The organism is Methanohalophilus mahii DSM 5219, from assembly GCF_000025865.1.
Classification (GTDB): domain Archaea; phylum Halobacteriota; class Methanosarcinia; order Methanosarcinales; family Methanosarcinaceae; genus Methanohalophilus; species Methanohalophilus mahii.
This window is the reverse complement of record NC_014002.1, coordinates 1,409,270-1,427,808: the sequence shown is the minus strand read 5'-3', so window position 1 is coordinate 1,427,808 and position 18,539 is coordinate 1,409,270. Positions and strand designations below refer to the sequence as shown.

Genomic DNA, 18,539 nt, shown 5'->3' with positions numbered 1-18,539 from the left:
AATGATATAAACTATTTGGATAGAGTATTCCATAACAATTTTTGAAAGAATAAAGCCAATGCATACGATTTAAATGGGGGTATTTGAATAAAATATGTAGGGTATAATAAAACAGTAATTTTCCTGGTCATTTTAGTTCTACTGGGAGCAATTACAGCAGGTTCTGCTTCTGTAGATCGCCAAACACAGAGCAATGTAGCTGCATTTGATATTAGTGTAAACGGATATACGGATGTAGGTGTAAATCAGGCAAAACAGATGCTTGATACTGAAGATCTTTTTCTGCTGGATGTAAGGACACAAAGTGAATTTGATGAAGGCCATATCAAGTATGCAAATCTGATAGGTGTCACCCTGCTGCCTTCCCGACTTGATGAAGTGCCGAATAAAGAAACAGTACTGGTATACTGTAAAAGTGGAACGCGCAGCGCCAGTGCAAGCAGCACGTTGATAGGTGCTGGTTACATCGATGTGTACAACATGGAAGGAGGTATCAATGCCTGGAAGGCTGCAGGTATCCTGTTGTGACATATGATATTTATGATGAAAACAAAAATTACTTGATAGATATTGAAGAAATATCAGCTTCAATAGATGATTATCTGGGGGGTCAATTGGCAATAAGTGAAATATCACAACTTGTGGATTATTTCCTTTCAGGAGATGAATATTGTTGAAAATCGATCGTAAATCACAATAATTGTAAAAATTTATGCACAGGGGAGTTTTCATGGAGCAGAATCAACAGAAAAGCCCGCTTATTGCTATTATTTTATCATTCATATTCCCTGGACTGGGGCAAATCTATATTGGCCAGCAACAAAAAGGTGTTTTATTCATAGTTATCGGAATATGCCTGGTCCTGATGATGTACATACTTATTGGAATTGTCCTTTATCCTCTGTTCTGGTTATATTCAATGTATGACGCCTACACATCGGCCACAAAACTCAATGCAAATAACCTGTAATATATTAGGACTGAGGAATCCTCATCTGAATCTTCTATGGTAATGATGAATAAAGTTGATATTAAAAGCAGTTGGGGATATGGTGGTACGATACAAAAACTGCTTTGAAATTTATTCACCTATCGAGGAGTGAGGTTTAGCATTATTTGTTTTTGAGTATCGAAGTGGAAACTATCTCTATAAATAGTCCTATCTCAGATATGTCAGTGTTGACTTATAAGGTGGCGACTACAATCTCAGACGGCTAAATGGTTGCATATATACAATCGTAACTAAAAATAAAGGTGACAAAATGTTCTGCTATCAATGTGAAGAAACAATGAACGGGGAAGGTTGCACTAAGAATGGTATGTGCGGGAAGAAGGGGGAAGTTGCAGATCTTCAGGACGATCTCATCTATGTGCTTAAAAGCATTTCATACTACAACCAGAAAGCAAGAAAGGCAGGCATTTCTGAGGCGAGCACTGATGATTTTATGTTCGATGCATTGTTCTCAACCATAACGAATACCGATTTCAGAGCAACCGGTATTCAGGAACGTATTGATAGGGGATTTGAACTTCAGAATGAGATCAAGCAGAAACTTCTGGATAACAATGCACTTGACGAGAATGATCTGCCCGATATAGCAACTGTGAACCCGCAAAATCTCAGGGACAGGAATACCGGCATACTTGCGACAGAGGACGAAGATATCCGGTCATTAAGAGAACTGTTAATCTTTGGTATCAAAGGAATTGCAGCATATGCACATCATGCTATGATGCTTGGAAATACCAATAAAAAAGTTAATTCATTTATAGAAGAAGGCCTTGTGGCGACCACGGATGACAGCCTAACTGAAAAGGAACTCATCGCCCTGGTCCTGAGGTGTGGGGAAAAAGGTTTTGATGTGATGGCAGCACTTGATATGGCAAATACCACTACATTCGGGCATCCGGAATCAACCCAGGTCAATATTGGAACCAGAAGCAATCCTGCAATTCTCATCAGTGGACATGATCTGAATGACCTGAAACAATTATTGGATCAGACTGAAGGCACTGGTGTTGACATATATACCCACGGAGAAATGCTGCCTGCCAATTCTTATCCCGAATTCAAGAAGTACGAACATCTGGTGGGCAACTATGGTGGATCATGGTGGCAACAGAAGAAAGAATTCGAGAGTTTCAACGGACCAATATTACTGACAAGCAACTGTATAGTTCCTCCAAAGAAGACCTATATTGACAGATTATACACTACAGGCTCTGTAGGTTATGACGGTGCCACACACATCGTGGCTAAAGATGGTAAGAAAGACTTCTCGGCCATAGTCGAGCAGGCAAAGACATGTGAACCTCCGGTACAACTGGAAAAAGGTACCATATCAGGCGGTTTTGCCTATAATTCCGTATTGTCCAATGCAGACAAGATTGTTGATGCTGTCAAGGCAGGCAAAATAAAGAAGTTCATTGTCATGGCAGGGTGTGACGGACGTCACAAGGACAGGCAGTACTACACAGATTTTGCAGAGGCACTGCCCGAAGACACTGTTATACTTACCGCCGGATGTGCAAAATATCGCTATAATAAACTTAACCTGGGCGACATTGACGGAATTCCCAGAGTACTGGATGCGGGCCAATGCAACGATTCATTTTCACTGGTAATCATTGCACAGGGACTCATGGCCAGGCTTGGATTTGAAGATGTCAACGACGCACCGATCTCGTATAATATCGCATGGTATGAACAGAAGGCAGTCCTTGTATTGCTTGCCCTCCTGAGACTTGGGATAAAGGATATCACCCTTGGACCGAGACTACCGGCATTTGTTTCCCCGAATGTGTTGAATGTGCTGGTGGAGAAGTTCAACATAACACAAAATACCACTGTAGAAGAGGACATGGGGAGACTCTTAAAGTAAAGTCTTAAAAATGGAGACATGACCCTTCCGGGTCAACTGTCTTTTTGTTTAATAATTACCAATATGAGTAATTCCGCCATCAGACTCATCAATGGATGGTGGACAGCAAGGCAAAATGGCTTTTCCTCAGGTTTTCATGCACATTTTTTATTTTATCCCAGTTTCAATTCAACAAGAGTTCTTATAGAGAGTTAGTATAGAAGTCCAGATTTTTAGTGAAATGAGGTCAATACAATGTCTTTCAGGTGACTGAAACACCTATAAATATCCCTTTTTCTGGACGGGATAAAATAATAGCACTTTTTGCAAGCACGATTATTCAAAAACATGCTGACAAGACTGCATATTACTGAAAACAAGCACGATCTTTTCCCTTCCTATTTCCAGGGTATCGCTTACATGAAAAATATGGTCTCTTTTCCATTTTTTATGTATGGTACAGTCAGGAACTTTTAGGTTGGGTGAAAAAAGGAAAGTACTTATGGGATGTCAAATTTAAAAGAATCGGGGGTATAGGTATGAAATGGAAGCTGATTTTATTTTGTTTTTTGTTTCTGTGTGCAATTCAGGCTGTTAATGCACAAATTGAAGAAAGTACTGAGGAAGATAACACTGATGCGTTTAACGCAATAACCACTGGAAATAACAGTGAAGGTTTTCAGTCAACAACCGAAGGCTATAATAGTGAAGGTTTTAGAGCAACAACCTATGGACGCAGTGGTGAAGGTTTTTTTGCGATAACCCATGGCTATAACAGTGAAGGCTTTCAAGCAGTAACCGGTGGGCGTCACAGTGAGGGTTTCTTTGCAAATACCGCTGGAAATCAGAGTGAAGGGTTTGAGGCAGAAACCTATGGAAGCAGTAGTGAAGGTTTCTATGCAACAACCCATGGCTATAACAGTGAAGGCTTTCAAGCAGTGACCCATGGGCGTCACAGTGAGGGTTTTTTTACAAGAACCTATGGCGATAAAAGTGAAGGGGTTTTTGCTTACAGCCAGGACTACCATGGGGTTGTGGGCAAAACTCCTGGACTACCTGTAGCTTCTCGTGAAGCTTGTGGTGGCTTATTCTTAAACCCAGGCTACATGGGAGACGCTCTTGGAGCAGGCCGCGATTATGACGACATAAATTTCAAAGTACGTGGGAACGGAGATGTTTTCACTAATGGACGTATCGCTGCGAGTTCAATCTCTTCGAGGGGCGGTATCTCTGCGAGGGGCTCGAAGTCCTTCGTGATGGATCATCCCCAAAACGAATCAAAGGAGATCGTCTATACATCTCTGGAAGGGGATGAAGCTGGGGTCTACACAAGAGGAACGGCACAACTTGAAGACGGTTCAGCATCTATCCAGCTCCCTGAACACTTTGGACTTGTGGCCAGCGATGAGGGATTGACCGTTCAGGTAACACCTCTGGGAAATTGCAATGGTTTGTATGTGGCACACAAAAGTAACCAAAAAATTGTGGTTGAAGAGCTGATGAATGGCAAGAGCGATGTGCAGTTTGATTACTATGTACATGGGATAAGGATTGGATATGAGGAATATGAAGTGATACGCGATAAAAACTAAATGTCCCCATATTTGTCAACATCGTTCATGTTGGTACAAAGCTGATTGAGTTTTTCGTAAATATCAGCTTTTCTTTCTAATTTTTGATGTAGGTAAAACGGAATTAGATTACGGATTTTCATATATTTTTGCATATAAAAAATGGTACATTTTCTTTCAAACACATGAAATCATTTAAGACCCATCTAAAATATATTCTTAAAGGTCTGCACGTTAAAAAAGACAAATATTTTATTGCTAAAACCCTTACTAAGGGCAGAATACTTCAGATAATCGGGAATTTTAAAATGGAAAGGATAATTGCTGTAGATATATCAGGTCGCCATCGGCATAATTCCAGATACCTGATGGTATGTGCCGCTGTATCCCTTTCGGTGTCAGGCGGGCATGTGAAACAGATACATGGTGTAAATATCAAACCGTTTGTGAGTGACAACCCTCCTGAGGTTGTGGATGTTGTGCAGATGATTGAAAGAACAGTTGAAGGAATGGAGGGGGTTACCATAGTGGCAGAGGAAGGGGATTTTTTCAACCAGCCTGAGTGGCTTTCAAACAGTATGTTTACCGCATCTTTCAAATATCCCGAATCCCTGAGTGAAAGGATGGGTATCGAAATCGCTCACCATATATCCCTCAGCAGTCGCAATTTACTTCTTGATCCCCAGTCATGGGAACTAATCAAGGATAATCTATAAACTATATTTTCATAATCCAGAGTTAAACCATATGAAAGATGTAATTATTGTACAGAGGAGAATCCCCCGTTGCAGTGAGTCGGAAAACCAACGCAAACTCGCTGAATTAAGGGAACTTGCCTGGGCTGGAAATTATAATGTAGTTCAGGAAGTGATCCAGACCCGTTATCCTGACAGGCAATACCAGATAGGTAAAGGTAAGGCAGAAGAGCTTGCAGAGCTGGCCCTGTCACAAAAACCTGCAAAAATAATATGCTACAATCCACTTTCGGTAACCCAGGTATATAATCTGTCCGAGATGTGTAAATGCGAGGTAATAGATAAGTTTCAATTGATCCTGGAAATTTTTGCAACCCGGGCCACCACCAGGCGTTCCCGTATGCAGGTTGAACTTGCCCGGCTGGAATATGAGCTTCCCAGAGCCAGGAAAATCGTATCCCTGCTAAAAATGGAAGAGCGGCCCGGTTTCATGGGGTTGGGTGGCTATGAGGACTCCTATGAGCAGGATATCAAGAAACGTATAAGCCGTATTAAAAAAGAACTCAGCACAGTTCAAAGGGATAGTGAAAACCTGCGTGGTTACCGGCATGGTGAAGGTTTTTCCCTGTTGTGCCTTGCGGGTTATACGAATGCGGGAAAAAGCACATTATTCCGCGCCCTGGTTGACGAGAATGTGGAGGTGGAAAATATGCTTTTTACCACCCTATCTCCTACAACAAGATATCTGGGCATTAACGGTCGTTGGACCCTGCTCACAGACACTGTGGGATTTATAGAAGATCTCCCTCACTTTCTGGTGGATGCATTCCGCTCAACCCTGGAAGATGTATTCAGGGCGGATATTATACTGCTTGTAGTGGATATTAGTGAGCCGGTAGATGTCATTAGGAAAAAACTCGCCGTATCCCATGAAATATTCTGGGAACAGCTCGAAAAAGCCACAATAATCACCGCTATCAACAAGGCCGACAGGCTTTCCCCCGAAGAACTCAGCTCCCGGCTCAAATCGATTGCCTACCTGGCTCCCAATCCGGTGGTGGTCTCTGCAAAGACCGTTGAAGGGCTGGATGAACTCAAGGATGTTATTTATTCCCATCTGCCTGAATGGAAACGGTTTACCCTGGAGTTACCTATGTCAGGTGAGAGCATGTCTGCTGTATCCTGGCTTTTTGAAGAGGGAATCGTGCACAGTGTTAATTATGGTAATAATATTGTTATGGATGTGGAGGCCAGGAATGAGGTCTATCGCAAAGCTAGATCCCTCGAAAAAAGATTGAGTTCAGGTAATACAGCTGAATCCACCTCCAAAGATTTATAAATTCAGATTGCATAGCCTTTATTATATGTTGATCGATCTACATGTGCACTCCTGTTTTTCAGATGATAGTAATTCTCAATTTGATTCCATCCTGGAATGGGCTAAAAAAAACGGTATTGATGGGGTTGCTATATGTGATCATGACAGTGTTGAAGGTGGTTTTGCCTGTGCCAGGCGGGCATCAGAAATTGCTTCGGACATTCTGGTAATCCCTGGCCAGGAAGTAAGTTCTGCTGAAGGCCATGTGCTTGTGCTGGGTGCATCGGAAAGTGTGCCTGCGGCAATGAGTGTCCTTTCCACCATCAAATATGCGCATGACCTGGGCGGTCTTGTAATTATTCCTCATCCTTACAAAAAAACCTCTCATGGGATCGGGTATCTGGAAGGTCTGGATGTGGATGCGGTTGAAGTTTTCAATTCCCGTTGCTTGACTCCTTATGCCAATACGAGGGCAAAGATAGTTGCCGATAAACTAGGATTGCCGCAAGTAGGAGGCAGTGATGCCCATGAACCTCGTATGGTTGGCAGGTCCTATACTGACATCGATGTTACGGATGGATCTGTGGATTCAGTCCTCTCTGCGATAAAAACAGGTCGTGTAAAGCCCGGCGGTAAACTGACGCCTCCAAAATATGTTGTAGGACAGATGCTCAGGGGTATCAGGAAAAAAAAATATGGTTTTATTCTTTGATATATTCCTGATTAAACATTTTCAACATCAGTATAAAGCAGGACAGAAGTACAGGTCCAACTACAAGTCCTATAGCCCCGAATAGATATATTCCTATAAAAAGTCCCAGTAAAGAGATTAATGGGTGGATTGCGGCAAATTTCTCTTGTATATAAGGTCTTAGTACATAGTCAAAATTGCTTATGAACATCCCAGCCACAAAAATTATCGTGCCAGCAATAAAATCTCCTTCAATTATTTTATAAACGGTTGCAGGTCCCCATACAAGGGGTGGGCCTATGAAGGGTATTATTGAAAGTATCAATGTGATAAATCCCCACAACAGTGCACCTTCAATACCAAGTAACAGAAAGGTAATTGTCAGTACTCCTCCCTGGAAAAGAGCTATAAACAAAATTCCAAGTATTGTTGAATAAGTTATGTTCCGCATTTCATTGAGCAGATGTAGTTTATTTTCAGTGCTGAAAGGTAATATATTCAAGGCCATCTCTTCAAGTTTCTTATTATCTGTACTAAGTAGATAATACAACAGAAATACCATTATTGCCAGGCCTATAAGCTGATTCCCCAGATTCTGAATAGTTCCAAATATAAATCCGGTGATAAATTCTTCTATTATATGTACAAGTTCAGCCATTTTTAGTTCGATATTCAGGGCAGGGGCGATTTCGTCTATTATCTGGATATTTTCTTCTAAAATATCCCAATTCAAACGTGCAATATTCATCAGCTGTTTTGCTTGTTCTAATAAAAGGATTATTATATAGTATAAAGGAATTATTATAGTTACTAAAGACAGAAAGATAATCATAATAGACGTTATTCTCATATCAAGCTTTAATTTTTTTGTAATATATGAGTGGACTGGATTTGTTATAACATAAATTATCACAGCTGCAAAAAAAGCTCCTATATATGGATATAACGCATAACCGATTGCAATTGCAAGTAAAATTATAATGAGTAGGGCAACTGCTCTTCTTCCATTTCTTTCAGAACTAATACTTTCCATGCTATCATTAATATCCTGTACTCTAAATAAATCAACTGTTTTTTGTCTGTTTTATCTTCTAAATTTAGCTATTTAACTTTTAATTGTGGTTATTTTTAATTTTTAATATATTTTACGCGCACATTACATCTTTACACGTGTTATATCTATGTAGCGTATTGTGTTAGCTATAATCGCAAAAAGCATTTTTTTACGCACACTGTTGGCCAGCCTGATTGCCCTTGACATAACCGGCAGGGAAAATTCATGTTGTGTACCTATAGAGTGGGTCAGGTATTCGGAATGAGGAATCTTTGATGCGGACTTAACTTCGCTGTAGACCCTGAAATGTGTACCGAATTTGAATCCGGTTTTAGGTACGAGTTTGCGGTTCCTGAGGTCTTCGTATACCCGGTATTTCCTCTGGAAAAGAGGCTCTATATGCGCAGCCTTTTCGCAGAATTCACTGAAACCCAGTTTGTCGCGATTGTATCTTGTGGTTACTTCAATTATGTTATTCTTTAGCAGGAAGGCACCCTCTACAAGGGACAGTTGTAGCCTTTTTTGATCCAGGGGCTTGCCATAAAAGCCATTTTCATGAAGTTTACCGGAAGCTTCACCGTCCCAGATAATGACACGGTCCTCAAGCATTGTTGCAGGAGTTTGCAGTGAAGGATACAGTTGTTCCATATTTCCTGAAGGGTCTGATTCCTGCACTTCATAATAGGTGATATCGCTTTCTTCGTCCACAACTGCAATTATGAGCTGTTTGCGCACGTTGCATGCTGATTCCAGGTTTTTCAGAAGGACAGATAGGGGAAGGGCCACTCTTTCTGAATGAACATACACATAACTGCGGGATGAGGATTTTCCGGGTTTGCCACCCCGTGGATATACCCTGAAATCCGCAACTCCCGGCTGAACGTAAAATCCACGCTCTCGAAGGTCTTTATATACAATGTACTTGAGTTCAAAATTAGGGTTTAACAGGGAGGCACTCTTGAAATATTCTTCAAATCCAAGTGATACGCCTTCTTTTTCAATTTCGAGTTTCTCACGGTAAAGCAGGTGTGCTGCTTCAACCAGGGTGAGTATTAATTTGTCGTTTTTGGGTCTGCCGTAATAACTGGTTTCATATATCTCTTCAATTGCCTCTTTGCCGGCAACAACTCTGTCTTCTTTCAATTTTCCTATCAAGCCGAGCACCCGGTAAACAGTAAATAGCGATGGCACAATGAGATTTGATTTTATTTATAAGTTGGTTTCATTCCAGTATAGAATCCACAAAGGAACTGGCAAATTCACGATAGGAAATACCTTCCAGATGTGCATAGGAGCCCAGTGTATTTCCTACTGTCATCCCGTCCCACTCACCTTTGATTCCGATTCCCCGGGAAAGTTTAATGGCAAAATCCGTATTATCCGGAATATCCCTTATTTCGGAATGATGGAATTCATGACCCCTGAATGTATTTCCCTTTTTGCCTATGATCGCATCCTTTACGATCTGGCCGTTATTGTAACTAACCACACGGGTATGTCCCATGAGGGTGTGGCCGGGTAATGCTCCTACCATTTCGGTGGTGGCTTCGGGCATCTCTGCCATATGGTATGTGCCTTTGCCTTTTACGCCGGTAGTGAGCTTTTCTGTCAGGTACATAAGTCCGCCGCATTCTGCATAAATGGGCATTCCTGCTCTGGACGCTTCGCGAATCTCCCGGCGCAGGGGTTCGTTGTCCTGAAGCTGGGGGGCAAAAAGTTCGGGATATCCTCCCCCAATATACAATCCATCAACATCGGGTAACTTACTATCATGGACCGGGCTGAAATATTCCAGGTCTGCACCTGCTAACTGGAGCAGTTCGATGTTATCATAATAATAAAAATTGAAAGCCTCGTCCAGTGCCACACCGATTTTAGGGCTCTTTCCTTTTATATCACGGGATGTGAACATGGTTTTTGGAGGTTTTTCGACAGGTTCTGCAGATCTTGCGATATTAAGTATCTCTGCAATATCCACCCCTTCATCCACCCTGTCCCGGATAGTCCCGATTCGCTGGTCCAGGTCACTGATACACCTGCGTCCTTCAAGAGCCGGGATCAGTCCCAGATGGCGCATGGATATCTGCATTGCATTGTCCCTGCGGATGGTTCCAAGTACGGGAATCCCGGTGTAGTGTTCAATTGCTTCACTGGCCTTTTTTGCATGGCGGGGGTTTCCGATATTATTCAGGATTACTCCTGCGATGTTTATACTTTCATCAAAAGAAGTGTAACCTTTCACAAGGGCTGCGGCTGAACGTGTAATACTGCGGGCATTGATTACCAGCACTACAGGGCAGTTGAGTATTTTTGCTATCTGGGCAGTACTGCCGGTATCGGTGAAACTATCAAAGCCTTCATAGAGTCCCCTTACACCTTCGATGATGGCAACATCTGCCATTTCGTCAGTTTCACATCCATGGGTGAATACATCACGAATTCCTTCCTCGTCCATGAGGTAGCCGTCTATATTGCGGGCATTCCGGCCTGTGATCTCAGAATGATAACTGGGATCAATGTAGTCCAGGCCGACCTTGAAAGGCTGTACCCTGTATCCTCTGGCAGTAAGAGCTGCTAACATTCCGGCAACAATTGTTGTCTTACCGGAAGAGGAGCGATCTGCGGATATCAGCAGACGAGGCATCTCCATAAGGTTTTGATCAGGCATACCAATTCCTTACCGGGTAAGTTCCCTGAGCCGCTCATCTGTCAGTGCCCGGGGGTCAACTGCACAATCACTGCTCATTATATTTCTTGCAAGGGCGCGATACACTTCAGCAATATCTGTGCCTCCTGCCTTTTCAAGCACTGAATAACCATCCCTTTCGCAGTCCTGCACGATCTGTTCCTTTGGTATAAAGGCCACCAGTTCACTTCCGATCTCATTTGCAAATTTGCTCACTATCTCCTTTTCCCGGCTGACGCTGCGTGAGTTACAGATTACACCGCTAAGTTTCGTATTGATACGGGACAGTCCCTTGCAAATGTTGTTGGCTGCATACAGTGGCATGTATTCCCCGGAGGTGAGGACATAGGCCTCATTGACCAGTCCTTTTCTGATCGGGGCGACAAATCCGCCACAGACAATATCCCCGGGCACATCATAAATGATAAGGTCCATTTCTTTCATGGATTGGGATATCTTTTTGAGTTTCTGGATGGCAACAATAATCCCCCTGCCGGCACAACCGATGCCCGGTTCAGGTCCACCGACCTCTACACATTTCACTGCCTTGTATCCCTCAAAAACAACGTCTCCTTCCTCTTCTATCTCCATGCCCTCTCTGAGTAGGTCCAGGATAGTGGGGATACGTTTTCCTCCCAAGAGTGTTATGGATGAATCGCTTTTTGGGTCACATCCGATTATCATGACATTATAGCCCTCATCGGCACAGGCAGCGGCTACATTGGATGCAGTGCTTGATTTACCGATACCGCCTTTGCCATAGATTGCAATTCTTTTCTGCGGATTCATTTTACTCCTCCCGGGCAAGCTGTCTTACTGTGGCTCCGAATTCGGATTCCACGATATTTGTCACACCCAGTGTTTTTGGATGGAGGTCGATTTCCACAAGCACATGCTCATGGCCCATATCTTTCAGGGGATGAACCTGCCTGGGGCCGTTTGTGATTGAAATAAGTTCCATGCCTTCAAGCGATTCCATTGGTATTGCATGGGGTACTCCGGCAATAACGGCAAAATCGAAATCTTTGTATTTTGCTTCTATAAGTTGCCTGACCTGCTGGCCTGCAATGGGATATTCATCAAGTCCGCCTATAATTTCATCTATTTTTACGTTATCATGCATATCTGCAAGGATATGTTCTGCATGCTGGCGTACCCGGGGTAAACCAAGTCCGGTATCAAGATTTGCGAAATTGACAATGTTGTCCTCAACACCTAGTTTTTCGGCTACTTCCTGCAGGGCCACCGTTATATCGGCAAACATGTAGGCGGTCTCTTTTTTGGCATTGAGGATGCAAATCCCCTTCTTGCCTGCTTTGAGCATTTCTATGACTCTTTTTGCCACAGTATATTTTACATCGCCACGGGAAGGTTCAAGATACTCCTTGCTGGCAGCCCCATATTTTTTTTCGACATTTGTGGCTTCATTGAGAAGATGCTGCTGTCTTTCAAATTCCTGCCTGTCGATAATTCCGACATCAAGGGCGGATTCCAGGGCAAACAAGACTCCTTTGGTATTGTCATTGTAGCCAGCATGCACCTCTACTTCGATTACAGGGGCATCGAGGTTTGCTTCCATGACCGCTTCATGGAGTTCCTCGCCTATTATCATGCTCACACAGGTCCCGACGACCCCGATGCGTTTCGGGCTGAACCTTTCTTCGACTTTCTGTAACATATCCACAAGTCGGTCATGTCCTCCGAACACGAAACCGTTCTCATCCAGGGCAGTTGTTACAACCCGGATGCCGTCCTCTTCCAGCAGTCTCGCGTGCTTGAAAGAACAACCCGGTGGCCCGTGGAGAATTGCGACTTCTACATTAAGGTCTCTCAAAGTGTACAGCGCCGCTACAATGGAACTCGGGCGGGGGTGCATGATAGAAAGGTTCTTCTGCTGCATTTTTTCTCCTCTTTTTTACCTGAAACATTTAACGCAGGATATAATGGTGTCGCCGCTGTCGGTTAACGAAAGGGCACATTCCAGGCCTTCCTGCAGATTTTTCCGGTGAATGATATTCTGTGAACTTAAATTTTCCATGCGTTTGCCTATCAGGATCACATGGTCAAGGAACTGTTTGTATTCTGAAAGCAGTATCTGAACATTTTGCGGAGGAAAGCCTTCGCATACCTGTGCGGCATGTTCTCCGATAATCAGCACGTTCTTTGCAGATTTATCTAATCCCATTTCAATGGCCGATCTTGCTGAATCAATATTCAATCCCGAACTGGAATTATCAATGAGTCTTCTTTGTCGAAACTTTGTTAGCCGCATTCTGCCTTCTATGCCTCTAAATTCCTCGAAGGTTTTCCGGATATCGTCGGGGTCTGCACCTGCCTGCAGCCCGGCACACGCACTGGCTGCAAAAGCAATTGCATATTCTTCAGGATTGTAACCGTGTTGAAGTTTGCATTCGATTGTTTTCCCATCAGAAATAATACTGATATTTTCTCCGGATATCCGGCTGATAAGATCGGCTTTTTGATTATCGCTAGCAAATGTTATGATCTCAGTATTTCTGTTATTTTCTATGAGCCTGGTGTCCTGATGATTCATTATCACAACAAGGTGGCTCATAATCTGCATTTTGGCTTCACTTGCCCATTTGCTGTTTGAAGCGATCCTGTAGTCAGGGGTGAGGGTTGTGAATATGCCAATTTCCCCTATGCCAGTTGTGCCCAGGGATTCTTCCAGGACATAAACCGATGGATCAATTTCTTGGCCTTTGACAATATTAATAACTTCAAGTATACTAGCGGGAGTTATACTGAGACCTTTATGGAGCATGATGTGTTGGTTTTCTGAGAGGTATTCTATACCCCGGGTCGTATGCAGTATGACTTTTTCTTTTAAGGCAAGTATCCTGGCCAGAAGGGTTACAGTACTGGTCTTGGCTTTAACCCCGGTGATCTCGATTACTTTTGCTTGATCGAATATACCTTCCTCACGCAGGATCTGGCCGGTGATTGCATGATGAGAATAGATAGTATTTCCCTGTGTTCTGGCCTTTTCAAGAACAGGATATGCGGGATCCAGATGAACAGGTGTGACTATAATAGCGTTTTTAGCCGGCAGAGGTGGCTTACTAACCACCTCTATTCCAGCAGGCAGATCAGAGAATGCTTCTTTTGGCAGTGTACCGTAAACGTCCACTGCGGTTACTCTGTATCCGTGGCCTGCAAGTTTACTGCTTATCAACAGGCCACCGTGATTCAGGTCAAGCACTATAAAATGTCTCTGCCCTGCTGTCATGTGGTCTCAGAAATGATTTAGATAACTTCCTTTGCCCTTTCAAAGACAAGGTCTGCCAGCATTTCATGGTTACCGAGGGGTTTCCCGTAAACAACGGGAACTTCATTGCCATCGACCTCAATTTTTCCTTCATTTGTTTGCGGGTCGAGTTTGAGAATCTCTGGAATATCTTCGGTGATGTGTATGCCTGATGCCAGAAATACCGGTACTGCTGCGATCCTGGTAACGCCGGTTCCCTCGAATTCCTTCATGGCTTCTTGCACGGAGGGGCCGCAGTTTTCCATGAAACCTGTACGGATCACATATTCAGGATGTTTTTCTGCGATGGTGTTGGCGATGTTTGTAACTACTTCTTTGTTGTAGGGTAGTCTGCTTCCATGTCCGATTGCTAGAATTCCTATTTTTTCACTCATTGGAATACCTCTTTTCTGTCAGTGTAAGGTACGTATAAAAACACCAGTCTTACTTTCGCAGGGTGTTTGTGTTACTCCCTAGAACTGAGTAATCGCATAAAAATAATTCGGATCGATTTTGCAGGGTGAACTTTTATTAAAAATAGGGTGGGAGGGGATCAAAAAGATTGAAATTCAGACAACCTCGTAGTCTCCGTCATCTTCCTTGTAACTGTCAGTACCTACCATTGCGGCTTCTATGGAATCAATTCCGTCCATCCATTCGGCAACAATGCCATAGGGCATATCTTCCATTTCTTTGCCCGGAAGTTCCTTACCATCCAGTACAAGGGCACCTATCCTTGCAACATATCCCAGGGCGGCCTCGAAATCTTCATCCTGTTCAGCTTCGACTGCACCTTTTATGAGGTCGGATATTTCTGATTCCTGGTCAAAGTCCCCGTTCAGGTAACATTCGAAGGAGACGAATGTTGCCAGTAAAGAATTCTGCAGGGATTCGATCATCATATCGGTATCTTCGGATATAGAATCTACCTTTTTAAGAACGATTTCTTCGATGCTGGAGAGGATATCAAGGGTTTCTTCTACAGAGTTTTCTCCACGCTGGCAGGTAGCTATGACTTTCAGGCATGCAAGGATCACATCATCCTGCATGTTCACAAAAATAGCACTATCCTTCTCAGGAGTGTCCCCGGATTCTTCAAGTTTGAAATTGCTTTCTCCAACTTTTTGAAGCCAGTTGTTCCATCGCTTTTCCGTATAAAATTCATGAAATATCTGTTTATCACTAGTTTCTGGCATTCTAGCCCCTCTCATTATAAATTATACCGGGATTTTTCAAAACTTAAGTTTGACTTTCTTATGTCCGCTGCATTGGTCACTTTCAATGTTTCCCATGACTTCTGCAACTGTACATTTATCACCATTTTTAATTCCTGCAGGGTGGAACAGGTCGTATAATTCCTGGTCATTTGTGTCACATTTGGGTTCCTTATATTGGATAGTGGAACCTTCTACAGCATTACGTGAATCAATGGCAGCAACTATCGGAGCTTTTGCAACATCAACCACGTATGCTCCTTGTTCATGAACAAAACATTCGTGCAGGGTATTTGTCCTTATTTTCCGGACTACATACTTGCGTCCTTTTTCCAGATTCATGCATGTATTCCTGAGTTTGCATTTATTGCATTCAGGAGCTTCCCCTTCAAATATGAACTCTTCCCCTTCCCGGGCAAGTTGAGTTCCGATGAGTGTAATCATGGTATCTTCTTCATCCATAAGCATCACCTGTAATGACCAATTATCATGAAATTACTCCGGTGGTCCTTGCCACCACCTCGGCTGCGTCAGGTGTTATCCCGGTCCCGAGTATTGTGTACCTTTCCGGCCTAATTTTATGAGACTCAACAAGCGCTTGTAATATATATTTATCTTCGATTCCCATTTCATGAGCAGTTGTGGGAGCACCAATCATCCTGAGGCCATCCCTTATTTCCCGCCAATCCCCGCCATGCAGGTACATCATCAGGATTGTCCCCACACCACATTGTTCTCCGTGAAGGGCAGGATTTGGAGCTATGCGGTTTAATGCATGGCTGAACATGTGCTCCGAGCCCGAAGCGGGTCGGGATGAACCTGCGATACTCATGGCAACTCCACTTGATACAAGGGCTTTGACAACGATGCGGACTGAACTTTCAAGCTCAGGCTTTATGGAGTCTGCAGATTCTATGAGAATGTTTGCGGTCATACTGGCCAAAGCTGCGGAGTATTCACTGAATGTAACATTCTGTAATCTGTGTGCCAGTTCCCAGTCAAGTACTGCCGTACAATTGGAAATAATATCCCCGCAGCCCGCTGCAAGTAACCTGAAAGGGGCTTTTGCGATGACTTCGGTGTCAGCGATTACTGCCATTGGTGCACTTGCCTGAATGGAAGTTGTTTCTCCGTTATGTGTTATGGAAGCCCTGGACGACACGATGCCATCATGGGAAGCGGCTGTGGGTATGCTCAGAAAAGGTACATTGTGTCTGGTAGCAGCCAGTTTGGCCACATCAATGGATTTGCCGCTGCCAACTCCCAGCAGGAAATCTGTATTCATCTCTCTGGCAATTTCCATGACATTTTCCACTTCTTCCATGGAAGCACTGCCCGATACATGGATCTGTACATTCCTGCCGGTCTCTTCAAGTTCCTCTGCGACCTTCATGCCTGCGATATCCCGGGTTTTCTGGCCCGTTACGATCAGCGCATTGTGGCCGAGTTTAAGATCACTGCATACATCGGCCACTTTGCCTAACATGTCGCTGCCGACCAGAACGTCCCGGGGCAGTTGCATCCATTTGTTGCTTTTGAGTTCGTTCAATTGAATTACCCTGCTCTTATTTATGAAAACACTTATATTATATCTATCTCTTCTATAATTGTGTTTTCCGCCGGACTCTTCTGTATATTAGCCCCAACGGGATTTTTCGGATTGTGATTTATAGATGAATACGTTTACTGATAAGATTTTGCAATTTGTAAATAAGTATTATATTGAGCCCATTATCTATGATAGTGGTTACAACCCGGTTAATACACTAACATGGGCCCTGATACTTGGTGTCTGTGTCTTTGGTGTTATAAAGTTGCTTGACCGGATGAAAGTTGAAGTGGATGAACGGTTCATTTATTCCATAATTCCCTTTGTTCTGGCAGGGTCGTCCCTGAGGGTGCTTGAGGATGCCAATGCATTCAGTGCTCCCCTGAAATATCTCATTATTACCCCCAACATCTACTTTGTGGTTTTTGTTGTGACACTTGCCTGTCTGGTAGTATCCAAAAAACTCTATGACTTAGGTGTTGCAGGCGACTGGAAAAAGACATTTGCCGCTGCAGGAGGATTGTGGTTTTTAGCCAACCTCACTGCTCTTCTCTATTTAGAGGACATTGTAAGGCCCGATGCGCTTGTACTGATTCTGGTGATAGGAACACTGGTTGCTTTTTCCATTTACGGCCTGGCACGCTGGCAGGGAATCGGCCTGATCACAGACAGGCTCAATTTCACCATCCTATTGGCTCATTTAATGGATGCATCTTCCACATTTATCGGTATTGATATGCTGGGATATTACGAAAAACATGTTGTGCCTGCCTACCTGATCGATCTGACAGGTACAGCACTTGTGATGTATCCTCTCAAACTTGCTATCTTCATCCCGGTCATATATGTGCTGGACACCCAGTTTAACGATAGCGAGGAATCAATATCTTTAAGAACTTTCGTAAAGATGGTTATTATTGTACTGGGATTGTCCCCTGCTACGAGAAACACACTGAGGATGGCACTGGGTATCTGAAATGAAACGCAATAATATCTTTCCCGGCTCTCTGGTTGCTGAAGACCTGCAGAGATACTTTATTTCACTGAAAAGTCTTTTTCTCTTGTCCATTGCGGTATTTTTCATCTCGGCATTGGCGGGCTATATTTATACTTCCATGAATCCTGCCTCGGCTGACATGTCCCTGCAGGAGCTGCAAAACCTGGTGGATATCATCAAGGAACTTTCTCCCCTGCAGATCATGCTCTTTATTTTCCTGAACAATGCCCTGAAAAGCCTGGCGGTCATCCTGCTGGGCGTAAGTCTGGGTGTCATTCCCCTTCTGTTTCTGGCCTATAACGGTTATGTGCTGGGTGCAGTGGCTTATGTGACGGGTGCCGAGGAGGGCCTTTCATTTGTATTACTGGCGATAATCCCTCATGGCTTGATCGAGCTGCCTATGATATTTATCTCGGTTGCCATCGGAGTACGCATAGGATTGACCACTCTTGCCAAGCTGCAGGGCCAGACAGTATCGGTAAAACGGGAAATAACAGCAGGTGTGGCTGTTTTTATACGTTTTGTCGCTCCTCTCTTGCTGGTAGCGTCAGTGATCGAGACATTCGTTACACCCATGTTCATTGCCCTTATCTGAGGGCTTACAACAAATCTTTTATTGCAGATTCCTATTATGT

20 protein-coding genes are annotated in these 18,539 nt (G+C 43.4%); 10 read left to right on the top strand and 10 right to left on the bottom strand.

Annotation, left to right across the window (positions count from 1 at the left end; translation table 11 throughout):
- Positions 1 to 87 precede the first annotated feature (87 nt).
- The 8 genes from MMAH_RS07080 (at position 88) to MMAH_RS07050 (ending at position 7,157) form a co-directional block, all read left to right on the top strand.
- Positions 88 to 528: a rhodanese-like domain-containing protein gene (locus tag MMAH_RS07080; RefSeq protein ID WP_342626794.1), complete on the top strand. Its 441-nt coding sequence runs from the start codon at positions 88 to 90 to the stop codon at positions 526 to 528.
- Positions 525 to 677: a hypothetical protein gene (locus MMAH_RS10510; protein WP_013037863.1), complete on the top strand. Its 153-nt coding sequence runs from the start codon at positions 525 to 527 to the stop codon at positions 675 to 677. Before MMAH_RS07080 ends, MMAH_RS10510 begins: the two co-directional genes overlap by 4 nt.
- 53 nt (positions 678 to 730) lie before the next feature.
- A complete protein-coding gene (locus MMAH_RS07075; protein WP_013037862.1) occupies positions 731 to 970 on the top strand; it encodes a DUF5683 domain-containing protein in 240 nt (79 codons plus the stop codon).
- A gap of 292 nt (positions 971 to 1,262) precedes the next feature.
- Positions 1,263 to 2,882: a hydroxylamine reductase gene (gene hcp / locus MMAH_RS07070; RefSeq protein WP_013037861.1), complete on the top strand. Its 1,620-nt coding sequence runs from the start codon at positions 1,263 to 1,265 to the stop codon at positions 2,880 to 2,882.
- A gap of 518 nt (positions 2,883 to 3,400) precedes the next feature.
- Entirely contained in the window at positions 3,401 to 4,453 is a 1,053-nt protein-coding gene (locus MMAH_RS07065; protein WP_013037860.1) for a hypothetical protein, read from the top strand.
- A 287-nt stretch (positions 4,454 to 4,740) separates the two neighbouring features.
- Complete coding sequence (locus tag MMAH_RS07060) at positions 4,741 to 5,148, top strand: DUF2209 domain-containing protein (protein WP_013037859.1); 408 nt, start codon at positions 4,741 to 4,743, stop codon at positions 5,146 to 5,148.
- A gap of 31 nt (positions 5,149 to 5,179) precedes the next feature.
- Positions 5,180 to 6,466 carry a GTPase HflX gene (gene hflX, locus MMAH_RS07055; protein ID WP_013037858.1) on the top strand — a complete coding sequence of 429 codons (1,287 nt, stop codon included), beginning with the start codon at positions 5,180 to 5,182 and terminating at the stop codon, positions 6,464 to 6,466.
- A gap of 25 nt (positions 6,467 to 6,491) precedes the next feature.
- Positions 6,492 to 7,157, top strand: coding sequence for a PHP domain-containing protein (locus tag MMAH_RS07050; protein ID WP_013037857.1), 666 nt, complete (start codon positions 6,492 to 6,494; stop codon positions 7,155 to 7,157).
- Here the strand turns inward: MMAH_RS07050 and MMAH_RS07045 are convergent.
- The 10 genes from MMAH_RS07045 to MMAH_RS07000 form a co-directional block, all read right to left on the bottom strand.
- Entirely contained in the window at positions 7,147 to 8,169 is a 1,023-nt protein-coding gene (locus tag MMAH_RS07045; RefSeq protein ID WP_013037856.1) for an AI-2E family transporter, read from the bottom strand. The genes MMAH_RS07050 and MMAH_RS07045 overlap by 11 nt on opposite strands.
- Positions 8,170 to 8,292: 123 nt before the next feature.
- Complete coding sequence (gene endA, locus MMAH_RS07040) at positions 8,293 to 9,345, bottom strand: tRNA-intron lyase (protein WP_048902164.1); 1,053 nt, start codon at positions 9,343 to 9,345, stop codon at positions 8,293 to 8,295.
- Between the two features lie 67 nt (positions 9,346 to 9,412).
- The gene (cfbB, locus tag MMAH_RS07035) at positions 9,413 to 10,858 is read right to left on the bottom strand and encodes a Ni-sirohydrochlorin a,c-diamide synthase (RefSeq protein ID WP_013037854.1); all 1,446 of its coding nucleotides are present in this window, start codon (positions 10,856 to 10,858) and stop codon (positions 9,413 to 9,415) included.
- A 9-nt stretch (positions 10,859 to 10,867) separates the two neighbouring features.
- Positions 10,868 to 11,665 carry a Ni-sirohydrochlorin a,c-diamide reductive cyclase ATP-dependent reductase subunit gene (gene cfbC / locus MMAH_RS07030; RefSeq protein ID WP_013037853.1) on the bottom strand — a complete coding sequence of 266 codons (798 nt, stop codon included), beginning with the start codon at positions 11,663 to 11,665 and terminating at the stop codon, positions 10,868 to 10,870.
- Position 11,666: 1 nt separating this feature from the next.
- A complete protein-coding gene (gene cfbD / locus MMAH_RS07025; protein WP_013037852.1) occupies positions 11,667 to 12,776 on the bottom strand; it encodes a Ni-sirohydrochlorin a,c-diamide reductive cyclase catalytic subunit in 1,110 nt (369 codons plus the stop codon).
- A gap of 15 nt (positions 12,777 to 12,791) precedes the next feature.
- Positions 12,792 to 14,126, bottom strand: coding sequence for a coenzyme F430 synthase (gene cfbE, locus MMAH_RS07020; RefSeq protein WP_013037851.1), 1,335 nt, complete (start codon positions 14,124 to 14,126; stop codon positions 12,792 to 12,794).
- Between the two features lie 17 nt (positions 14,127 to 14,143).
- Entirely contained in the window at positions 14,144 to 14,539 is a 396-nt protein-coding gene (gene cfbA, locus MMAH_RS07015) for a sirohydrochlorin nickelochelatase (RefSeq protein WP_013037850.1), read from the bottom strand.
- A gap of 174 nt (positions 14,540 to 14,713) precedes the next feature.
- Positions 14,714 to 15,340 carry a DUF2150 family protein gene (locus tag MMAH_RS07010; RefSeq protein WP_013037849.1) on the bottom strand — a complete coding sequence of 209 codons (627 nt, stop codon included), beginning with the start codon at positions 15,338 to 15,340 and terminating at the stop codon, positions 14,714 to 14,716.
- Between the two features lie 36 nt (positions 15,341 to 15,376).
- Entirely contained in the window at positions 15,377 to 15,820 is a 444-nt protein-coding gene (locus tag MMAH_RS07005) for a UPF0179 family protein (protein ID WP_013037848.1), read from the bottom strand.
- A gap of 25 nt (positions 15,821 to 15,845) precedes the next feature.
- On the bottom strand, positions 15,846 to 16,907 hold the full coding sequence (locus MMAH_RS07000; RefSeq protein ID WP_013037847.1) for an NAD(P)-dependent glycerol-1-phosphate dehydrogenase: 1,062 nt from the start codon (positions 16,905 to 16,907) through the stop codon (positions 15,846 to 15,848).
- A gap of 124 nt (positions 16,908 to 17,031) precedes the next feature.
- Here MMAH_RS07000 and MMAH_RS06995 point away from each other — a divergent pair, with 124 nt between their 5' ends.
- Both MMAH_RS06995 and MMAH_RS06990 read left to right on the top strand, forming a co-directional pair.
- Complete coding sequence (locus tag MMAH_RS06995; RefSeq protein WP_013037846.1) at positions 17,032 to 17,883, top strand: DUF63 family protein; 852 nt, start codon at positions 17,032 to 17,034, stop codon at positions 17,881 to 17,883.
- 1 nt (position 17,884) lies between these two features.
- A complete protein-coding gene (locus MMAH_RS06990) occupies positions 17,885 to 18,499 on the top strand; it encodes a stage II sporulation protein M (protein ID WP_013037845.1) in 615 nt (204 codons plus the stop codon).
- The last annotated feature ends 40 nt before the right edge of the window (positions 18,500 to 18,539 follow it).